This is a genomic window from Enterococcus mundtii (assembly GCF_002947535.1).
Lineage (GTDB): Bacteria > Bacillota > Bacilli > Lactobacillales > Enterococcaceae > Enterococcus_B > Enterococcus_B mundtii_B.
In genome coordinates, this window is sequence record NZ_PUAP01000031.1 from 21,986 (window position 1) to 39,563 (window position 17,578).

At 38.3% G+C, this 17,578-nt stretch carries 18 protein-coding genes and 1 tRNA gene; 8 read left to right on the forward strand and 11 right to left on the reverse strand.

Annotation, left to right across the window (positions count from 1 at the left end):
• Positions 1 to 8: 8 nt before the first annotated feature.
• Positions 9 to 545 carry a hypothetical protein gene (locus CUS89_RS10800; protein ID WP_065096823.1) on the reverse strand — a complete coding sequence of 179 codons (537 nt, stop codon included), beginning with the start codon at positions 543 to 545 and terminating at the stop codon, positions 9 to 11.
• Positions 546 to 741: 196 nt separating this feature from the next.
• On the opposite strand from CUS89_RS10800, the gene CUS89_RS10805 reads away from it, so the two are divergent.
• Entirely contained in the window at positions 742 to 1,701 is a 960-nt protein-coding gene (locus CUS89_RS10805; RefSeq protein WP_104872135.1) for a Gfo/Idh/MocA family protein, read from the forward strand.
• Positions 1,702 to 1,760: 59 nt separating this feature from the next.
• Here CUS89_RS10805 and CUS89_RS10810 read toward each other — a convergent pair whose 3' ends face one another.
• Complete coding sequence (locus tag CUS89_RS10810) at positions 1,761 to 2,726, reverse strand: aromatic acid exporter family protein (RefSeq protein WP_104872136.1); 966 nt, start codon at positions 2,724 to 2,726, stop codon at positions 1,761 to 1,763.
• A 109-nt stretch (positions 2,727 to 2,835) separates the two neighbouring features.
• On the opposite strand from CUS89_RS10810, the gene CUS89_RS10815 reads away from it, so the two are divergent.
• Positions 2,836 to 3,432 (forward strand): FUSC family protein, encoded by a 597-nt coding sequence (locus CUS89_RS10815; protein ID WP_104872137.1) that lies wholly within the window; start codon positions 2,836 to 2,838, stop codon positions 3,430 to 3,432.
• A gap of 49 nt (positions 3,433 to 3,481) precedes the next feature.
• Here the strand turns inward: CUS89_RS10815 and CUS89_RS10820 are convergent, their stop codons facing one another.
• Together CUS89_RS10820 and CUS89_RS10825 are read right to left on the reverse strand one after the other, a co-directional pair.
• Positions 3,482 to 4,963, reverse strand: coding sequence for a flotillin family protein (locus CUS89_RS10820; RefSeq protein ID WP_104872138.1), 1,482 nt, complete (start codon positions 4,961 to 4,963; stop codon positions 3,482 to 3,484).
• Positions 4,964 to 4,976: 13 nt separating this feature from the next.
• Positions 4,977 to 5,501: an NfeD family protein gene (locus CUS89_RS10825; RefSeq protein WP_104872139.1), complete on the reverse strand. Its 525-nt coding sequence runs from the start codon at positions 5,499 to 5,501 to the stop codon at positions 4,977 to 4,979.
• A gap of 126 nt (positions 5,502 to 5,627) precedes the next feature.
• Here CUS89_RS10825 and CUS89_RS10830 point away from each other — a divergent pair, with 126 nt between their 5' ends.
• Positions 5,628 to 6,440: a DNA/RNA non-specific endonuclease gene (locus CUS89_RS10830; RefSeq protein WP_104872140.1), complete on the forward strand. Its 813-nt coding sequence runs from the start codon at positions 5,628 to 5,630 to the stop codon at positions 6,438 to 6,440.
• A gap of 9 nt (positions 6,441 to 6,449) precedes the next feature.
• Entirely contained in the window at positions 6,450 to 6,824 is a 375-nt protein-coding gene (locus tag CUS89_RS10835) for a hypothetical protein (protein WP_104872141.1), read from the forward strand.
• Between the two features lie 264 nt (positions 6,825 to 7,088).
• Here the strand turns inward: CUS89_RS10835 and CUS89_RS10840 are convergent, their stop codons facing one another.
• Positions 7,089 to 9,680, reverse strand: a complete 2,592-nt coding sequence (locus CUS89_RS10840) for an HAD-IC family P-type ATPase (RefSeq protein ID WP_104872142.1) — start codon at positions 9,678 to 9,680, stop codon at positions 7,089 to 7,091.
• A gap of 155 nt (positions 9,681 to 9,835) precedes the next feature.
• Here CUS89_RS10840 and CUS89_RS10845 point away from each other — a divergent pair, with 155 nt between their 5' ends.
• Positions 9,836 to 10,624, forward strand: coding sequence for a MerR family transcriptional regulator (locus CUS89_RS10845; protein WP_258082414.1), 789 nt, complete (start codon positions 9,836 to 9,838; stop codon positions 10,622 to 10,624).
• A gap of 94 nt (positions 10,625 to 10,718) precedes the next feature.
• Here the strand turns inward: CUS89_RS10845 and nagA are convergent, their stop codons facing one another.
• The 4 genes from nagA to CUS89_RS16125 all read right to left on the reverse strand — a co-directional run bounded on the left by nagA (position 10,719) and on the right by CUS89_RS16125 (position 14,724).
• The gene (nagA, locus tag CUS89_RS10850) at positions 10,719 to 11,867 is read right to left on the reverse strand and encodes an N-acetylglucosamine-6-phosphate deacetylase (protein ID WP_104872144.1); all 1,149 of its coding nucleotides are present in this window, start codon (positions 11,865 to 11,867) and stop codon (positions 10,719 to 10,721) included.
• Between the two features lie 74 nt (positions 11,868 to 11,941).
• Complete coding sequence (locus CUS89_RS10855) at positions 11,942 to 12,778, reverse strand: helix-turn-helix domain-containing protein (RefSeq protein WP_104872145.1); 837 nt, start codon at positions 12,776 to 12,778, stop codon at positions 11,942 to 11,944.
• A 432-nt stretch (positions 12,779 to 13,210) separates the two neighbouring features.
• Positions 13,211 to 14,428, reverse strand: coding sequence for a pyridoxal phosphate-dependent aminotransferase (locus CUS89_RS10860; RefSeq protein WP_104872146.1), 1,218 nt, complete (start codon positions 14,426 to 14,428; stop codon positions 13,211 to 13,213).
• 134 nt (positions 14,429 to 14,562) lie between these two features.
• A complete protein-coding gene (locus tag CUS89_RS16125; protein ID WP_181055354.1) occupies positions 14,563 to 14,724 on the reverse strand; it encodes a hypothetical protein in 162 nt (53 codons plus the stop codon).
• Between the two features lie 64 nt (positions 14,725 to 14,788).
• On the opposite strand from CUS89_RS16125, the gene CUS89_RS10865 reads away from it, so the two are divergent.
• Positions 14,789 to 14,871 (forward strand) — tRNA-Leu (locus CUS89_RS10865).
• 148 nt (positions 14,872 to 15,019) lie between these two features.
• On the opposite strand, the gene CUS89_RS10870 is transcribed toward CUS89_RS10865, so the two are convergent.
• Positions 15,020 to 15,295: a hypothetical protein gene (locus CUS89_RS10870; RefSeq protein WP_104872147.1), complete on the reverse strand. Its 276-nt coding sequence runs from the start codon at positions 15,293 to 15,295 to the stop codon at positions 15,020 to 15,022.
• 95 nt (positions 15,296 to 15,390) lie between these two features.
• Complete coding sequence (locus tag CUS89_RS10875; protein ID WP_104872148.1) at positions 15,391 to 16,083, reverse strand: DNA-directed RNA polymerase subunit omega; 693 nt, start codon at positions 16,081 to 16,083, stop codon at positions 15,391 to 15,393.
• 209 nt (positions 16,084 to 16,292) lie between these two features.
• Here CUS89_RS10875 and CUS89_RS10880 point away from each other — a divergent pair, with 209 nt between their 5' ends.
• Both CUS89_RS10880 and CUS89_RS10885 read left to right on the forward strand, forming a co-directional pair.
• A complete protein-coding gene (locus tag CUS89_RS10880) occupies positions 16,293 to 16,505 on the forward strand; it encodes a DUF378 domain-containing protein (protein ID WP_104872149.1) in 213 nt (70 codons plus the stop codon).
• Between the two features lie 402 nt (positions 16,506 to 16,907).
• A complete protein-coding gene (locus CUS89_RS10885) occupies positions 16,908 to 17,522 on the forward strand; it encodes a LysM peptidoglycan-binding domain-containing protein (protein ID WP_104872150.1) in 615 nt (204 codons plus the stop codon).
• The last annotated feature ends 56 nt before the right edge of the window (positions 17,523 to 17,578 follow it).

Here is a 17,578-nt window from a genome sequence, read left to right on the forward strand (position 1 = left end):
AAATCCTTTCATTCCCTTTCTGGCTCCACTTTCTCACTCACGTAAGTTTCTTCCAGATTTTCATTTACCCAATCTAACAACTCGATTTTCTCCCCTTCGATTTGCTTTTGAACTTCTGCTGGTAATCGAAAGTTCAAAATGTCATCATAGCCCCACTCATCATATTGAATACTGACTTTCAAGTCAAGATATCCATTGACAATTTGATCATTTTTTAAAGGGATCAACTCTACATTCGCACTACCGCTACTTACCCATTTCTGAGCAATACGTGTTTTGATTTGCTTATATTCGGCTACTGCAACATTTCTTTTTTCAGGGAAAATAATCGTTTGACGTAGTATTTTTTGCGTCAACATCCATTCATAATCAGTAAAAAGATTTTTCACTTTTTGCATGGCCTCTGATGGTAGATTTTGTTCACCACGCTTCCAAGCTTGCCAGGTTGTTTCATCCACCAATAGATAAGTATCTAAGAAATTTTCTTCTGTTTCAAATTGTTCGAGTAAAACACTCATAATAAGATCAACGTATACTTGATGCATCGCAATCTCCTCCTCCTAATTATTTTACTTAAATTAAATGAAAAAATCATCTATTAGAACATTTCTTTCACCTTTTTTTAGAAAGCAGTTCTTCAAACGAATCGAATATCTTTTTTTTGATATAATAGTAGCGAAACTAAGAGTATTCTACTAAATACCCTCATACTAAATATACCACGTCAAGGAGAGATGAAAAATGAAAAAATACCAATGGGGCATTGTCGGTCTAGGATCGATTGCTACCGAATTTGCAGAAAACTTCGACCAATCATCAAGTGAATTGGTTGCTGTCGCATCACGAACTTTGGAAAAAGCGCAGGATTTTGCTACACGCCACACAATCAAAAAAGCTTATGGCGATTATCAAGAAATGTTACAAGATGCTGAAGTCGATATCGTCTATATCGCCGTTCCGAATCGTCAACATATCGACTACATCCTTCCTGCCTTAGAAGCCGGAAAACATGTGCTATGCGAAAAAGCCATTACGATGAATAAAGCAGAACTTCAAAAAGCCATCCAGTTAGCAGAACAAAAAAATCTGATTTTGGCAGAAGCGATGACGATTTTCAACATGCCTCTCTATCATCAGCTTCGTTCAATGATCGATTCGGGCAAGTTAGGTGCATTAAAAATGATCCAAGCACCTTTTGGCAGTTACAAAGAACCTGATCCAACCAACCGCTTCTTCAATCCTGATTTAGCAGGTGGTGCATTACTAGACATCGGAACTTATGCTGTTTCATTTGCTCGATTCTTTTTGAGCTCACAGCCGGAAGTCATCGCCTCTCGTATGATTCCATTCAAAACAGGTGTTGATGAACAATCCGTAACGATCTTGCAAAATAAAGAAAATGAATTAGCTACGATCAACCTGACCTTCCAAGCAAAAATGCCAAAAGTCGGAATCGTTGCTTTTGAAAATGGGTATATCTCGATTAATGATTATCCAAGAGCTGACCAAGCCGAGATCATTTATACAGATGGCACGAAGGAATTGATCGAAAGTGGCCACCGTGCGCAAGCAATGAATTATGAAATCGAAAACATGGTAAAAATGATCGAAGGAGAACTTCCAAACCGTTCCCTCTATTTGACTACAGAAGTGATTGCACTTTTAGATGATATGCAAGAGCATTGGAAGAACAACGAATAAATAGCAGATAAAATAAGACGAAGCAAAAGATGTCCTCATCGTAGCTTCGTCTTATTTATTCACCTTTCAGCATCCACTATCATCTGCTGAGAAAATTCTACTTTTATTTCAATAAAGCTTTTGAATGACTGTAAAAACTGAAATAATTCCGCACGATCTTCAAATTCACTTCGGGTAGTCGGTAATGGCATTTGACGGTACATGCCGTAGACCTCTTCGATCCGTGTCAATATTTCTTTACCATCATTTGATTCAGAAAACGTCTCCGCTGTATAGATCAACAAGCCATAAATATGGTCGCTATAAGGCACTGGGTCCTTGATATAAGCTAAGTTCTCTTGCATATCTTGGATCACATTGATCTGAGCCCGTCGCATGGAAAAATAGGTTTCATAATATTGATTTTGTCTCAGCAAGTTATTCTCTTGGTGATTCCGTGCATATGCTTGGCTTTCTCGAATATAAACTTGTAATTCTTTGCATAACCCTTGATTTTCGTAGGCTTCGCCAGAAAGCAGAAAGTCTGCCATATTCTTCAAAAGAAGACGAAACCGCTCTTCGATGATCAGTTGATTTTCCTTTAATCGCTTTTTACTATCTGGCATGTAGACATTTGACAATAAAGCAAAACCTACACCAATGATCATCAAGGCTGCTTCGTTTGTGATCAATTGCCAACTCATGGTTTGCTCACTTAGATAATGGGTGATCAAGACTGAGTTTACAACGATTCCTTCCGTTAATTTGAACCGCACGGCGATTGGAATAAAAAATAATAGAAAGACACTGAAACTGATGATTCGATAGCCAAAAAGAGTAAAACACAAAAAGGCAATCAGTGTGGCAACAATAAATGCAGCGATTCGATAGATCCCAGTCATCAATGTGGAGCGACGAGTATTCCCTACACTCAACAATGCTATAATACCGGCAGACGGCCAGAACAACAAAGAAAAGTAGTTGGCAACCAACATGGAAGCAAATACACTGATGACCGTTTTTACCGTTCTCATTCCAATACGCATGATCGGCTCCTTTCTTTTTATTGAATTATACTAAATTCATCCATGAAAAACTAGCAATCCAAGGTAAGTTTAGTTATGATATTGTAAAGAACGTAAAGGAGAGTATACTATGCAATTTGGACGCTTTCGACTTGGTATGCGTACAATGAAGAGTGCTTTAGCCGTTTTCTTATGTATTTTGATCTTTCATCTCTTTGATCGTGGCATTCCAATGATTGCTGCCCTATCTGCTGTTTTTTCCTTGCGCCAAGATTTGACTACGACCTTTTCTTTTGGTCGTTCCCGTATTATTGGCAATCTACTTGGTGGCGGATTAGGAATTTTTTATTTTTTTGTTAAAAGTTATTTTCACAATGATTTTTTAGTTGAATTGATCGTTTTACCTCTTTTAGTAATCATTGTGATCGTCTTATCTGACGGTATCAATAATAATTCTGGGATCATTGCTGCTATCGCAACATTATTACTGATCTCTTTAAGCATCCCCCAAGGTGAATCAGCGTTCTATGCGATTGAGCGGGTTTTCGATACATTTATCGGGACATTTATTGCTATCGGTATCAATTTTTGTTTGCGTCCACCAGAAGTTGAAAAAAAAGAAGAGATTGTCGAAGACTTGGAAGAATTAAGAAAAAAAGAACAGGCTTTACTTGAAAATCTTGAAGAAGTAAAAGCACAGATCCGTGAGCAAAATGAAAAGAAATAGCGAACCAACAAAAGACTCAAAGGACATGATCCTTTGAGTCTTTCTTAAGTTATTCTTTCGGTTCATTTGATCCTTCATAGACATTCAATTGTCTAGAATTTCCACGAGTGGAAAGGTTCTCGATAATATCTTTGATGTCCAATCCAGTTGTTTCTTTCAATGTTTCTTGTGTCGTAGACAACAAGTTTGTCGCATAGCTTGTCACTCGATTGGCGCCACCTGCTTCACCTGAGGAATTACCTGTGTCAACAACAGAGATTTTTTCGATATTTCCTAGAGGTTGTGCCGCTTCACGCATCAATTGAGGCAACATTTCGATCACCATGCTAAGCACAGCCGCTTCTCCGTATTCTTTGAACGCATCTGCGATTTTTTGCTTCGCTTCCGCTTCCGCTTTCCCTTTTGCTAACGTTGCTTCTGCCTCGGCTTGTCCAGCTAAACGAGTTTGATTGGCTTGTGCTTGGGCTAATGCTTCGATTCTAAATTGTTCTGCTTCTGCCTCTGTCACTTCTTTGACTTTTTGCGCTTGGGCTTCTTGTTCTTTGGCGTAACGATCCGCATCGGCTTTTTTCTTCACTTCAGAATCATATTGTTTTTCTCGACGAATGATTTCTTTTTCTTCTAATTCGATTTGTTTTTGACGTTCAACGACTTTTACTTGCATCTCTTGTTCGATTACTTGTTGTTGTTCTCTGGCACTCTCTAAATTATACGCTTGGTCGGCTTTTGCTCGTGCCACATCTTGTTCCTGCTTGTAGGCAGCTAGTTTCAATTCTTTTTCTTTTAAAGATTCGGCGATCTCTGTTTGACGTTGTAATTCAGCAGCCTGAGATTCTTTCTCAGCTTGCGCTTTTTTGATACGCGTTTCTTTTAAGGCTTCTGCCTCTGCAATATCAGCATCACGTTTGACTTGAGCGATCCGTGGTTTCCCTAAAGAATCCAAATAACCATTCTTATCACGGACTTCTTTGATCGTGAACGAAACAATGATCAAGCCCATTTTCGCTAGATCCACCGAAGCAACTTCTTGCACGCTTTGGCTGAATTTGTCCCGATTTTGGTAGATTTCTTCCACCGTCATCGAACCTAGGATCGACCGCAAGTGACCTTCTAATACTTCACGCGCTTCATTTTCAAGTTCTTCTCGCGTTTTCCCTAGAAATTGTTCCGCTGCTGTCGCAATTTCTTCTACAGAAGAACCGATCTTGATGATCGAAGTTCCATCACACATCACAGGAACACCCTGCTCCGTATAAACTTCTGGGGTAGATACGTCTAATTTACTTGATAATAAACTGATGCGATTCGAACGTTGGAAAACTGGTAGTACGAATGCACCTCCACCGCGGACGATTTTGATTTTATTATTACTCTCATCGGCATGGACATTTTTACTTCCTAAATAACTACCACTGATGATCAATGCTTCGTCCGGCTTTGCCGTTTGGTACTTAGCGACAAAGACGATCAATAACATTAAAACGATCAATACTGCTAAAACAATAGCAACAAACACTCCAGATATTTCCATTTCTTCCACTCCTTTACATTTTCAACATACTTTCGTACGGTGTAACATAACAAACACGGTCTCTTACTTCAATGATCAACACCTTTTCGCCACGTCCGATCATCGACTCTTGAGGTGTATAAAAACAAGCCGGGCGACTGATTGAACCAGTAACACTTTTTAATTGGATCTCTCCCATTCCTTGGATCGGTATCGGCGTCACCACTGTCGCGATTTGACCTTCTAATGATTTTTCAGAAGTTGATAGCGTCGATTCTGCATGCTTCATCGGCATCAAGATATAAAAATTCAACAAAAAAACTAAAACGGTTGCAATAATCGCGCTGATTACGAAAACCACTAACGAGGACTGGTCGGTCAAGGATTCACCTAAATATCCTAATAAACTGGTAAAAGTCAACCAGGGAACGATCAGCATCGGGTCGATAGGTCCGTCGAAATCAAAGACATCTCCAAAAATAACAAGTAACACTGCAATCCCAGCACATATGAGTAAAACGTACCAGTAAATCGTGATGATTGCGATTCCTCCTATCATCTCATTCGCCTCCTTTGTGTACATGAATATCATATCATACTAACCTATATAATTAACCTACTTTGGATAAAGTTTTCACTTTTAGTCCACTTGATTTTGGATTATACTAACAAAGGAGGTGGAAGAATGAAAAATTTAAAAAAACTATGGGGCACATTGATCTCTATAGTTGTTTTTGGCGCAATCGGCTTTATCGGAATGGATCTAGTGAATGTAGAACAACCGATCTCAAGGGATTACAGTGAATCTAGCTATACTGATTCAATTGATAGTGAATCGGGAGTTTCAACTGACCAACGATCAAACATGAGTACATATAGTATGGAATCTTCTGATAAACCAGTCGAAAGTACAACCAAAAGTGAAGCTACTATCACAAGTAGTATACCTGACTCATCTGAACCAAGAAACAACGACTTACCCCAAGAAGAAGACTTAGCCCCGACTGGAAACAATCCTGGTCCACAAGAATTGGGGAGAGCTTCCTTTGATTTAACTGAACTTGCAACAAACAAAGGGTGGATCGAATACCATGAGCTGGATCAATTAGGACGTCCAACTGGTGCAGATGCCTTATTGGAAAAATCAATGATCAATACCGGTACCAGTGCAAATCGTGATATTCGCCCACCTGGGTTTATTTCCGGACCCAGATATGACCATTCTCGTGGACATCTGATTGCTAAACAATTTGGTGGTAGTGGCGACGATGAAAGAAATTTAGTTACTTTGTTTCAATTTCCAGTCAATGATCCCTACATGAACTATTATGAATTGAAAATCCGCAGAGCATTGAATCATGGAGAAACGATTCGCTACCGTGTTACTCCACATTATGTTGGTGATGAACTCATCCCTGAAAGTGTCGAGTTAGAGGCAAAAGGATCAAGCAAGAACACAAGCATTGACTTTACTGTCTTGATACCAAATGAAAAGTAGGTGGAACGATTGTTTGAACAGTTGAACAAAAACAATACATTAGAACAGACACTTGCTTGGCTTAAAGAGGAACAGCTTTATGATTATGAAGAACTTGTCTTTTTCCCTTCTGCCAAACACTTCAAAGCTAGCGTTTTGCGTACAATCGAATTTACCTCGTGGGATAAAGAGGACATCGTGAATCTCCTTTCCTCCTTTCGCTTAGCTGCTCGAACGATCGATGGTGATTATCTCTTAGCAAACGAAAAGACAGTTTGTCTGTTTCCTCGCTCTCATCAAAAAGAGGAAATCAAGCGGTTCAACGGGAGTTTAGCCGATCTACTATTAAGATACGCAAACTCTTCGAAATCGATTGTCGAATTTTTTAACTTTCCTACTAACTAAGGTAGCTTGCTCTAACACTGACTGAATCGGGGCTTGTATTTAGCGTCAGGTACATGAAACAGATGTCGTACAAAAAAAAACGTCCGAAATGATCATTCTCATTTCGGACGTTTTTAATGCAGTCGGAACACAAATGTTTAGCTATATTTGCCAAGCGATTATTTCTGTGCCCGCCGTTCATTCAGTTTTGGTGGTGCGAGAGGAGTAATGTTCCCAGACACGCTTTTTCCACGTTAGACCATTTCATCTCAGTAAAGTGAATGATCAAGCACCTACCCTGTAACTTCTAGCCGATAAAACATATTTTTCGATTTCTACTAAGAAGAATAAAAGTAATCCTGGTAATAGACTGATAACTACTTCCATATTTGATAATACGTTTGTGCCTAAAGCCATTCGTAATGGTGGGAACCAAATCATCGCGGCTTGAAGCAAGACCATGATCCCGATTGAATAAAACAATGCGGTATTTTTCCATAATCCTCTATCTAAACTAAACTCGCTGATCCTACGACAATTGATCATATAGAACGCTTGACCAAACACCATTGCATTGATCAACACTGTTTGACGTGCATCGTTTGAGACATATTCCATCGCAGTTAAACCTAAGATCGTCAAGATCATGCCTACATATAAAATGCGCATCAACGCATATCGTGACAGAATCCGCTCATTCAACGGTCGTGGTCGTCGGCTCATCACTTGTTTTTCTGCCCGTTCAAATCCTAAGGCATAGGATAAAGTAATCGAAGCCACTAGGTTCAACCAGAGGATTTGCACCGTCGTCAATGGTAATGGGAAGTTCCCAATCAATGAGAAGAGCAACAATAATCCTTGTGCCAAACATGTTGGTAAATAAAAAAGAATCGTTTTCTTCAAGTTGTCGAAAATCCGACGTCCTTCTTTGACTGCGTAAGCGATCGTTTCAAAATTATCGTCGACTAAGACCATATCAGCCGCTTGTTTACTAACGTCGCTCCCTTTGATTCCCATAGCGATCCCGACATCTGCTTTCTTCAATGCCGGTGCGTCATTCACACCATCTCCGGTCATCCCAACAATTTCACCTTGTGCTTGAAGATAAGAAACGATTGCCAATTTATGTTCTGGTGTCGTTCGCGCAAACACATCATTTTCACTTACTGCGCGTTGCCATTGTTGCTCTGAAAGTTGATTCAGTTCTTTTCCGGTGATTGCTGTTTGATGGTTTTGTAATCCTAGTTGTTTCGCGATAGCTTTGGCTGTCAAGGGATGATCTCCTGTGATCATTTTGACACGGATTCCTGCTTGTTGCATCGATTTAACTGCTTCGATCGCTGACTCTTTTGGTGGGTCGATCACACCGCATAAGCCAATCATCGTCAATTCTTCATCTAATGAATCATGAGACAGATCTTCATCGCCGATTTCTTTCATCGCAAAAGCTAACACACGTTGCCCTTGACTCGCTAAATCTTCATTTTTCTTGTGCCAACGTTTTTTATCGATCGATTGGCTCATACCTCTAGTGTCCATTTGATGACCCGCTTTTTCGATCAATACATCCGGTGCCCCTTTAACGAACAGGATATTTTTCCCATTGATTGCATGAACCGTCCCCATGTATTTATACGCTGAATCAAAAGGGATTTTTGCAATCGGCGAATGGATCGTTGCCTGTTGCGTATTTGTATAACGTAATAACGCAAGTTCTGTCGCATTCCCTGTTTCAGGACACTCCCCATCTGCTAATTGTGTTTCTTGACAATTATGCATCGCTTGGAACAAATACTCCTCAACTACTGTACGTGATACTTTGGTAAAAGATTCCGGCGTATACCAATCATTCAAGGTTGCGATATGGACTAAAGACATTTCATTTTTTGTCAGTGTCCCTGTTTTATCCGAACAAATAACCGTCATTGCACCTAGGGTTTCTACTGTAGGCAATGTTTTTACGATGGCATTCTTCTTTGCCATTCGATTGACACCGATTGATAAAATGATCGTTAAGATCGACGGCAAGCCTTCTGGGATCGAAGAAACGATCAAGGCAATGATCGCCGTAGCAATATAGCCCCATGTCATGCCATAATAAAAATACGAAACAAGAGCAATCAATAAAATCAACGCACTGATTCCTTTAAAGATACTTGTGTTCATTTCTTTGATTTTTTTCAATAATGGTGTTTCTTGTTCTTCCACCGTTGATAAAGAATGACTGATTTTACCGATTTGAGTATTCGGCCCTACTTCAACAACGACTCCAAGTCCATTTCCCGATTCAATTTTTGTTCCAGAAAAGGCCATATTGACTTGTTCAGCTAATTCTGTATTTTCAGGTAAGCTCTCGCTTGTTTTGCTGACAGAATGCGTTTCTCCTGTTAAAATCGCCTCATCCACTTGTAAATTGAATGATTCGATGATCCGGACATCAGCCGGTACGATATCTCCAGCAGTCAAGACGACTTGATCACCGACGACTAACTCTGTCGGATCGATTTCACGTTTTTTGCCGTCTTCCAAAATTACTGCTTTGTCACTCAATAATCCTTTGATACTATCTAAAGAAGAAGCTGCTTTTCGTTCTTGGAAATACCCGATCATGGCATTTAGAAAAACAACCAAAAAGATCATACCACCTTCCATCAATGCGCCAGTTGCTACTTTCAATATCGCAGCCCCTAATAAGATGTACATCAACGCATCATGGAAATAAGATAAGAATTTTTGCCATTCTGGCGTTTGATCTTTTTCTTCCATTTTATTTCTTCCATATTTTTCTTGACGTTCCAGTCGATCACTTTCTGTCATATAATCTGTGACTTGAACGTGTTTGATTGTTTCTTCCGTTGACTTGTTATACCATTCCATACTTTTTCTCCTCCAACAATTACTAATCTATAATAAGCTTACAGGTTAGAGTAACTCTAAGGTCAAGGGTTTCTTACAAATAATTTAAAATTACTCGCTTTTTCCAACCAACTGATAGTAAAATGGTGAACAGATATAAATAAAAGTAAACGGAAGTGAATCGATTGAAAATCAATGAATTAGCAAAATTATATGATATTACCCCACATACTTTACGTTACTATGAAAAGATCGGTTTGATCCAACCAGATTATGATGATAACGGTTATCGAAATTATTCGTACAAAGAATTAGAACAACTTAACACAATTCGCGATCTGCGGTATTTTGATGTGTCTCTGCCTGAGATCGTCGAATACTTGAATAATAAAAACATCGATCGAACAAAAGAACTTTTACGATTTGAAATTGACTCTTTACATCGTTTGATTGCAGAATCAAAAGAAAAAATTTCCTTGTTGGATGATCGCTTACAATTGATCTATGAAGTAGAAGATACTCCATTCAATCAACCGATCGTGATGGAACATCAATTACGTCAAGTAATCAAAGACGATGAAATGACGACTAGCGATGATGTCGATTACGCATTGAAACAGCTGCATAAAAAACATGAGAAACACCTCAGTGCCAACAATCAAAATTTATTTGGAAGTATCTTACATGAAGAGTTAGATTCTTTTGCCTATCAAGTCTTTTATTTCTATCCAGAAACTGCCTCTTTGATCAATGAGGTGTCCACGTTACCATCCGGGAAATACTTGACTTACACCTATCAAGGTGCCTACGAGCAACAAATCACAGGTATTCAAAAAATCAAAAAATATGCGGAAACACATCAATTAGAATTAAAAAGTCCATTTTATGAACTGTATCTCGTAGATTTTCACGAAACCAATGATCAAAACGAATTTATTACACGTTTAGAAGTATTGATCCAGTAAGCGATGTTCTTTATCAAAAACAACACAAAAAAACAGCCAAAAGAGAGCGAAGCTACGATTTGCTTCTTTCTTTTGACTGTTCACTTTTTATTTCTTACGCATGATAACGTTCAACACCATCTAAATAAGTGGCATCTAAAGACATATCAGGATTCAAGACGATGAAATCAGCATCTCTTCCTTTAGCAATCTTTCCACAGGTATCATCGATCTTACAGCTAACCGCAGGAACGTACGTAGCCATCATGATGGCTTGTTCTGGTGTAGCCAAGCCCCAATCTACGACATTCTTGATTGCTTCTTTTAATCTTAAGATACTTCCAGCTAGATTTCCGGATTCTAAGCGAGCCGTTCCATCTTTAACAACTACTGGGAACTCACCTAAATTATAGTTACCGTCTGGCATCCCACCAGCCATCATGCAATCCGTGATCAATGCGACATGATCGTGTCCTGCTTTTTCCATCAAGATCTGTGCAGCATTTGGATGGACATGGTGACCGTCACAAATCAACTCTGAAAACACGTGATCCAATGATAATAACGCACCGACCATACCTGGCTCACGATGGTTCAAACCACGCATCCCATTAAATGCATGAACAAATACACTTGCTCCCGCTTCAACCGCTGCTTGTGCTTCATTGATCGTTGCATTACTATGACCTAAGGCAACGACAACGCCTTCATCTGTCACTTGCTTGACGAATTCTTCGACACCTGCGCGTTCTGGTGCTAAGGCGATTTTCTTGATCAATCCTCCAGATGCTTCTTGCCATTCATTGAAGACTGCTAGATCTGGGTCGCCAAAATAGCTTGGATTTTGCGCCCCTTTATGCTCTTCTGTGAAGAATGGGCCTTCAAAATAGATCCCTTTGATTTTAGCTCCAGGAGCTTCGTGATACATTTTACCAATCGTCTCTGCCACATCTTTTAGACGTTCTTTACTAGAAGTCAATGTTGTAGGTAAAAAGGCAGTTACCCCACAAGATAATAAGCCTTCTGACATGGCTTTGATGCCTTCTGCGTCATTGTCCATAACATCGTGATTCATAAACCCATGAATATGTGTGTCTACAAGTCCAGGGGCAATCCATTTACCGCTTTGGTCAATGATCGTTACTTCACCTGTTGGTTTTTCTGAAAGATATTCGCCAAAAAGCCCATCAGTAATTTCAAGATATCCAGTATTTTTCACACCAGATGCTAAAAAGAATTTGTCAGCATAGATATAAGTTCTCATTCTATTCTCTCCTTTGATGATCTACCTTTAAATTACTCTTATTTACGAAAGAAGTCAAGAATGGTCTACACCATTTATATGCTTTTTGCGATCTTTTTAACTGCTTGAGCTAATTCTTCATAAAACAATGCCTTTGATAATTCATTTTGCTGCTTGTAGATCAAACTTTTCAGAATAAATAAATCATTTAAATAATAATAGCTATTTTTTTCTTGTGCCCAGCGAATCCCTTGATTCACTTGTTCAAGAGCTGCTTGGCTTTCCCCTTGATGAAATAGAAAACTACCGTAATTATAAAAAATCTGGGTCAATTCGCTTTTGTTCTGTTCGTTGATCGTATCGTGCAACAATTGGACGCTACGACTTAAATAATATCTTGCTTCTGTACTTCTCCCTGCAACCCCATAGACTTTCCCAATACAGCTGATCAATTGGATCTCAATGTCACAAACGTGTGTCCGATCTTTTTGACTTGAGTACGTCAACGCCTCTTTCAAGTAACTAAGTGCCTGTACCAGGTTTTTCCTTAATGTAAATTCACAAACACCTAAGTAATAATAATACCGTTGAAAATCCTCCGCTGAATAGAGATTCTCTGTTACTTTTGCTGATTTTAGTTCTTGTTCTAATTTACGATAATCTCTTTTTAAAAAGTAAAGATCCAGAAGATCAAACTGTCTCGTTGCTGCTCGAATCTTGTCCTTGGATAAATTCATCACATAATCGATCGTTACACCAAGCCTGTGACAGATCTGGGCCATCACTAATACATTGGGTAACTCTTCGTTATTTTCGATTCTACTCAGCACACTTTGAGAACAAATGCCTTGTGAAAGCATTTGTTGCGTCATTTTTTGTTCTTTTCGGATTTCTTTGATGATCGTACCAAAGGAATCGACTAATGCTTCCATAAGTATCCCCCTCTAAAAAATATGCGTATTCGCATGACTACATGTATTGTACTTGACTACTTTGTAAACTTCAAGAAAAGTCCAATAGCAACAGGTTATTTTTCAAAAAGTTGACATTAAAAAAACGCCTCGGTGTCAAGACGGCTTTTTGATGAAGTCGTATTTACTTTATAAAAATCCTGCTGTCAATCCCATACTTCTTACTACTAGCTAACCATTCATCGAAACAGTTTGTTTGTACAAGGTAAATGCCAATGAAAACCAAACAAGTATCATTGATTTCGTGAAGTAAGCAAACACCCATAAGAATCGTTGATCCAAATTTTTATAGTGCTTCACTTACTTCATAAAATCTCGATTTGCCCTGTCAGTTACTCGCTCACACTCAAAGCAAGTACTTTCACACATGCGCGATGGCCATCCCATTACGCCTTATCTTTGTTGATAGGTTGTCAGGAATTCACGCATTTTTTTCGCCGTTACTTTTAGATCATCTAATTTTGGTAAGTAGACGATTCTAAAATGATCTGGATCAGGCCAGTTAAAACCGCCTCCGTGAACAAGCAAAATCTTATGCTCATGTAGAAAATCTAATACGAATTGCTCATCATTGGTAATATTGAAGCGTTTCGTATCGATTTTAGGAAAGATATAAAAAGCTGCTTTTGGCTTAACCGCTGATAATCCAGGGATATCATTGATTGCATTATAGATGTATTCTCTTTGTTCGTAGATCCGTCCACCTGGCAGTAACAATTCATCTACACTTTGGTAGCCCCCTAAGGCAGTTTGGATGATTTGTTGCGACAATACATTTGAACAAAGACGCATAGAAGAAAGCATGTTCAATCCTTCAATATAGCCCTTTACATTTGATTTATCACCACTCAACACCATCCAACCGACACGGAATCCCGCCACACGATGTGATTTTGATAGGCCATTCAATGTGACAACGAATAGATCAGGTGCTAACGTCGCAATCGGGATATGCTCTAATCCGTCCATCACTAAACGATCATAGATTTCGTCTGAATAGATGATCAATTGATGTTCTCGCGCAATTTTTACGATTTCTTCTAACAACTCTTTTGGATATAAAGCTCCTGTTGGATTATTAGGATTGATGATCACGATCGCCTTTGTTCGGCTCGTAACTTTAGATTTGATATCATCAATATCTGGATACCATTCGGCTTGTTCATCGCATACATAATGAACTGGTTTTCCTCCAGCTAAAGAAACGGAAGCTGTCCATAATGGATAATCTGGCATTGGTACCAATACTTCATCACCATTGTCTAGCAATCCTTGCATACACATCGTGATCAGCTCACTGACCCCATTACCAGTATAGATATCATTGATCGTCACATTTGGAAATTTTTTCAATTGACAATACTGTTCAATCGCTTTTCGTGCAGAAAAAATCCCTTTTGAGTCCGAATAGCCTTCTGAATCTCTGGCATTCATGATCAAATCACGGATCACTTCATTTGGTGCCTCAAATCCAAATGGTGCTGGATTTCCAGTGTTCAATTTTAAAATACTGATGCCCTCTTCTTGCATCCGTTCTGCTTCTTCAAGAACCGGTCCGCGGACATCGTAACTTACGCCTTCTAATTTGTTGGATTTTTCAAATTCTCTCATAGTGATCCAATCCCTCGTTTCAAAAAAGTTAGAAATTTCTGATTATGCTCATTTATTTCCATATCATACTCCATTCATCTGGATTTTGCCACCGTTTTAAAAAAATCCTAAATGAAAACCAACTTTTTTTACTTTTACTTTTCTTGACGATCATTCCAAAGATTTGCTGCCCAATCCATTGCGATCCCGATAATCACACCTAAGAATATTCCCATGATCAATTGTCCGAATGCTAATCCTATGATAATGCCTGCCGCCATCCCTAAAATTGAAAATTCTCCATCATATTTATTCATGATTTCCCTCTTTCATATCTTGACATCTATTTCGTTACTCGCTATGATTAAAGTGTTGTTTCTTGCAGACGTGATGGAACGGCAGACATGCAAGATTGAGGGTCTTGTGAGCGTAAGCTCGTGTGGGTTCAAATCCCATCGTCTGCATAAATAAGCAAAACTCATGGTTTATGCCATGAGTTTTTTTGTTTGTTATTTGAAAAAACAAGGCATTTCATCGAATCAGTTGCTTGATTTTCCTACCTATATAAGAGTAACTCATTCGTCCTTAATATCGAACATTGATTTCGGTCGTTCATTTGATGATCTTCTGTTTAGGGAAGAGACTATTTTCAAAAGCGACAACAATGTTTGGTTTTTCTAATACCGTGTAGTCTTTAACAACAAATTGCTTACGGTTATTATAGTAGCCTTTCACAAATATCTTCATTCCATCATCTACATCGGCAATAAAGTTCAGGCTATGGCTAGCAATCAAACAATTTTCTGAGCCCAAAGTAAAACGGATCAGTGGCCGTTCTCCTAGTTTGATCGTTCTGATTTTTGAGACCGTTCCATATTTTCTTTCCATTGTCATCTCTCCCCTCAACACTATTATACGAACAAATGTTCCGATTTTCAAGTGTTTATCCTCAAAAACAACACTTAAAAAACTATCGTGGGAATCTATTTATTGACTTGGCGATCAACGATTTGTTGAGACTTCTCTGCTGTTAGTTTTGCATCGTTTCTCGCTTTTTCTAATTGTGCGATATAACTTCTTAAACTGCTATTTTCTGCTGAAATAGTTTCTAATTGTTTCTTCGTAGTTGCTAGATCTGTTTGTAAATTGTTTTTTTCTCGGCTTAATTGGTTGATTTGTTCGTTTAACTGATTGACAGTACTTTGCATCTCTGTATATTTACCTTGAATTTCTTGAAGTCTTGTAGTCCATTGACTATTCAAGGTGTTGATCTCATTTATTTTTTGAGTTATTTCATTGATTTTATTGTTGATTTCGATTTGTTTGTCATTTAGTTGGTTTTCTTTACTTTTTAATTGATTTTGTAAGTTTGCATGTTCGGCAACTAACTGGCTTTTTTGAGTCTCCAAGTCAGTAATCTTAGTTTGATAGTCTTGCGCTTTTGTTTGTATCTCTAGAAGTTCTTGATTTTTCGTTGTTAATTTACTGGTCAAATCGGTGATTTTATGGTCGTGACTTGTTAACTGTTGATCGAGTTTGTCTAAATTTTCATTGATTTTCGCTATATCAGATTCCCCTCCCCAAAATAAAATTTCTCCTGCAAAACGTGTACCTGTATAACCAATAGCTCCAAGTAACATTGCAATCAAGCCACCTATGATCCATTTCTTTTTCATGTTCTTCTCCTTAATAAAACAATTATTTTATAACCAGATAAATCTAATCTTTCATTCACCTATTGTCAAGACATATTATTTTTTTATTTTCAGATCCTATAAAACGTTGAAAATAAAGGACTATAAATTAAATTACAGGCAATATTTTAGTACAAATTCTTTAATTGTTTTATAATAATAGTATGTCATATAGGAAAGGGGTAATTTCAATGAAAACATTAGATATGATTGCATTAACATTGCTGATTGTTGGAGGATTGAACTGGTTGTTAGTTGGTTTATTAGAATTTGATTTAGTAGCGACGATTGCAGGCGGTTCAACAACTATTTTAGCTAAAGCTATATATATTATTGTTGGGATTTGTGCTATTTATTGTTTGAAATTCTTTCCAATGATCTCCAATCGTATTGAACACCAATAATTGGGATTTGATTTTTTTAGAACATGGGGCAAACATATGCTCCATGTTCTTTTTTTCGATTCACTTCTATGTATTGTTATCAACAAGCGATAGGAACGGATACTAATGCTGATTGTTACCCCAACTTTTTATCTTCTACAATAGAAAAAAGACTTATTTATTCGTCGCTTAATATTTTCTTAATTAAATTTTTTATTAAAAAAAGAGAACATACATTCTTTTAATTAAGCGGAAGAAAGCGTTTTTCAATTACATATGTTTCGCTGAATATTACAAAAAAGGTAGCTTTGTCATAAACTGTTACATTTTTATCACCTATGAAATGTCTCCTCATGTTAAAGTATTACTCGTTAGCGAAAAGAGCTAATCAAATAACTTTTTAAAATACGAAGGAGATCTTTCATGAAATCACTTAAAACAATTCTTTCTGGAACAACTTTGGCTGCCGGCGCTGCATTATTTATGGGTACTTCTGCACACGCAGACGAAGCCTACACTGTTCAATCAGGTGATACTTTATCAACGATTTCTCAAAAATACGTTGGTGACAACTCCTTGATCCAAACAATTGCCGAAGCAAACTCAATCTCAAACATTCACCTGATCTTTTCAGGTCAAGAACTAACTATTCCTACTGGTGAGCAAGCAGCTGCTCCTGTCGCTACTCAAGCGCCTGTAGAACCTGTACAACAAACAGCTCCAGTTGTGGAAACACCTGTAGTTGAACAAGCGCCTGTAGTAGAAGAAGCGCCAGTTGTGGAGCAAGCTCCTGCTACTGAAGTGGCTGTTTCAACTGGCACGAGCGATGCCAAAGAATGGATCGCACAAAAAGAATCTAGCGGTTCTTACACAGCAACAAACGGACGCTATATCGGTCGTTACCAATTAGACTCTTCTTACTTGAACGGTGACTACTCTGCTGCCAATCAAGAAAGAGTAGCAGAACAATATGTTGCCTCTCGTTATGGCTCTTGGGATGCTGCTAAAGCTTTCTGGTTAGCTAACGGTTGGTACTAAGAACGATTTGATCATTGAATTTAAAGCAGAATAAATAAAACTGGAAGGCTTCGAAA

Excerpts from the sequence above, each read along its gene's own strand:
- CUS89_RS10800 (WP_065096823.1), bottom strand. The coding sequence starts at position 545 with ATGCATCAAGTATACGTTGATCTTATTATGAGTGTTTTACTCGAACAA.
- CUS89_RS10805 (WP_104872135.1), top strand. The coding sequence starts at position 742 with ATGAAAAAATACCAATGGGGCATTGTCGGTCTAGGATCGATTGCTACC.
- CUS89_RS10810 (WP_104872136.1), bottom strand. The coding sequence starts at position 2,726 with ATGCGTATTGGAATGAGAACGGTAAAAACGGTCATCAGTGTATTTGCT.
- CUS89_RS10815 (WP_104872137.1), top strand. The coding sequence starts at position 2,836 with ATGCAATTTGGACGCTTTCGACTTGGTATGCGTACAATGAAGAGTGCT.
- CUS89_RS10820 (WP_104872138.1), bottom strand. The coding sequence starts at position 4,963 with ATGGAAATATCTGGAGTGTTTGTTGCTATTGTTTTAGCAGTATTGATC.
- CUS89_RS10825 (WP_104872139.1), bottom strand. The coding sequence starts at position 5,501 with ATGATAGGAGGAATCGCAATCATCACGATTTACTGGTACGTTTTACTC.
- CUS89_RS10830 (WP_104872140.1), top strand. The coding sequence starts at position 5,628 with ATGAAAAATTTAAAAAAACTATGGGGCACATTGATCTCTATAGTTGTT.
- CUS89_RS10840 (WP_104872142.1), bottom strand. The coding sequence starts at position 9,680 with ATGGAATGGTATAACAAGTCAACGGAAGAAACAATCAAACACGTTCAA.
- nagA (WP_104872144.1), bottom strand. The coding sequence starts at position 11,867 with ATGAGAACTTATATCTATGCTGACAAATTCTTTTTAGCATCTGGTGTG.
- CUS89_RS10855 (WP_104872145.1), bottom strand. The coding sequence starts at position 12,778 with ATGGAAGCATTAGTCGATTCCTTTGGTACGATCATCAAAGAAATCCGA.
- CUS89_RS10860 (WP_104872146.1), bottom strand. The coding sequence starts at position 14,428 with ATGAGAGAATTTGAAAAATCCAACAAATTAGAAGGCGTAAGTTACGAT.
- CUS89_RS16125 (WP_181055354.1), bottom strand. The coding sequence starts at position 14,724 with ATGAATAAATATGATGGAGAATTTTCAATTTTAGGGATGGCGGCAGGC.
- CUS89_RS10870 (WP_104872147.1), bottom strand. The coding sequence starts at position 15,295 with ATGGAAAGAAAATATGGAACGGTCTCAAAAATCAGAACGATCAAACTA.
- CUS89_RS10875 (WP_104872148.1), bottom strand. The coding sequence starts at position 16,083 with ATGAAAAAGAAATGGATCATAGGTGGCTTGATTGCAATGTTACTTGGA.
- CUS89_RS10880 (WP_104872149.1), top strand. The coding sequence starts at position 16,293 with ATGAAAACATTAGATATGATTGCATTAACATTGCTGATTGTTGGAGGA.
- CUS89_RS10885 (WP_104872150.1), top strand. The coding sequence starts at position 16,908 with ATGAAATCACTTAAAACAATTCTTTCTGGAACAACTTTGGCTGCCGGC.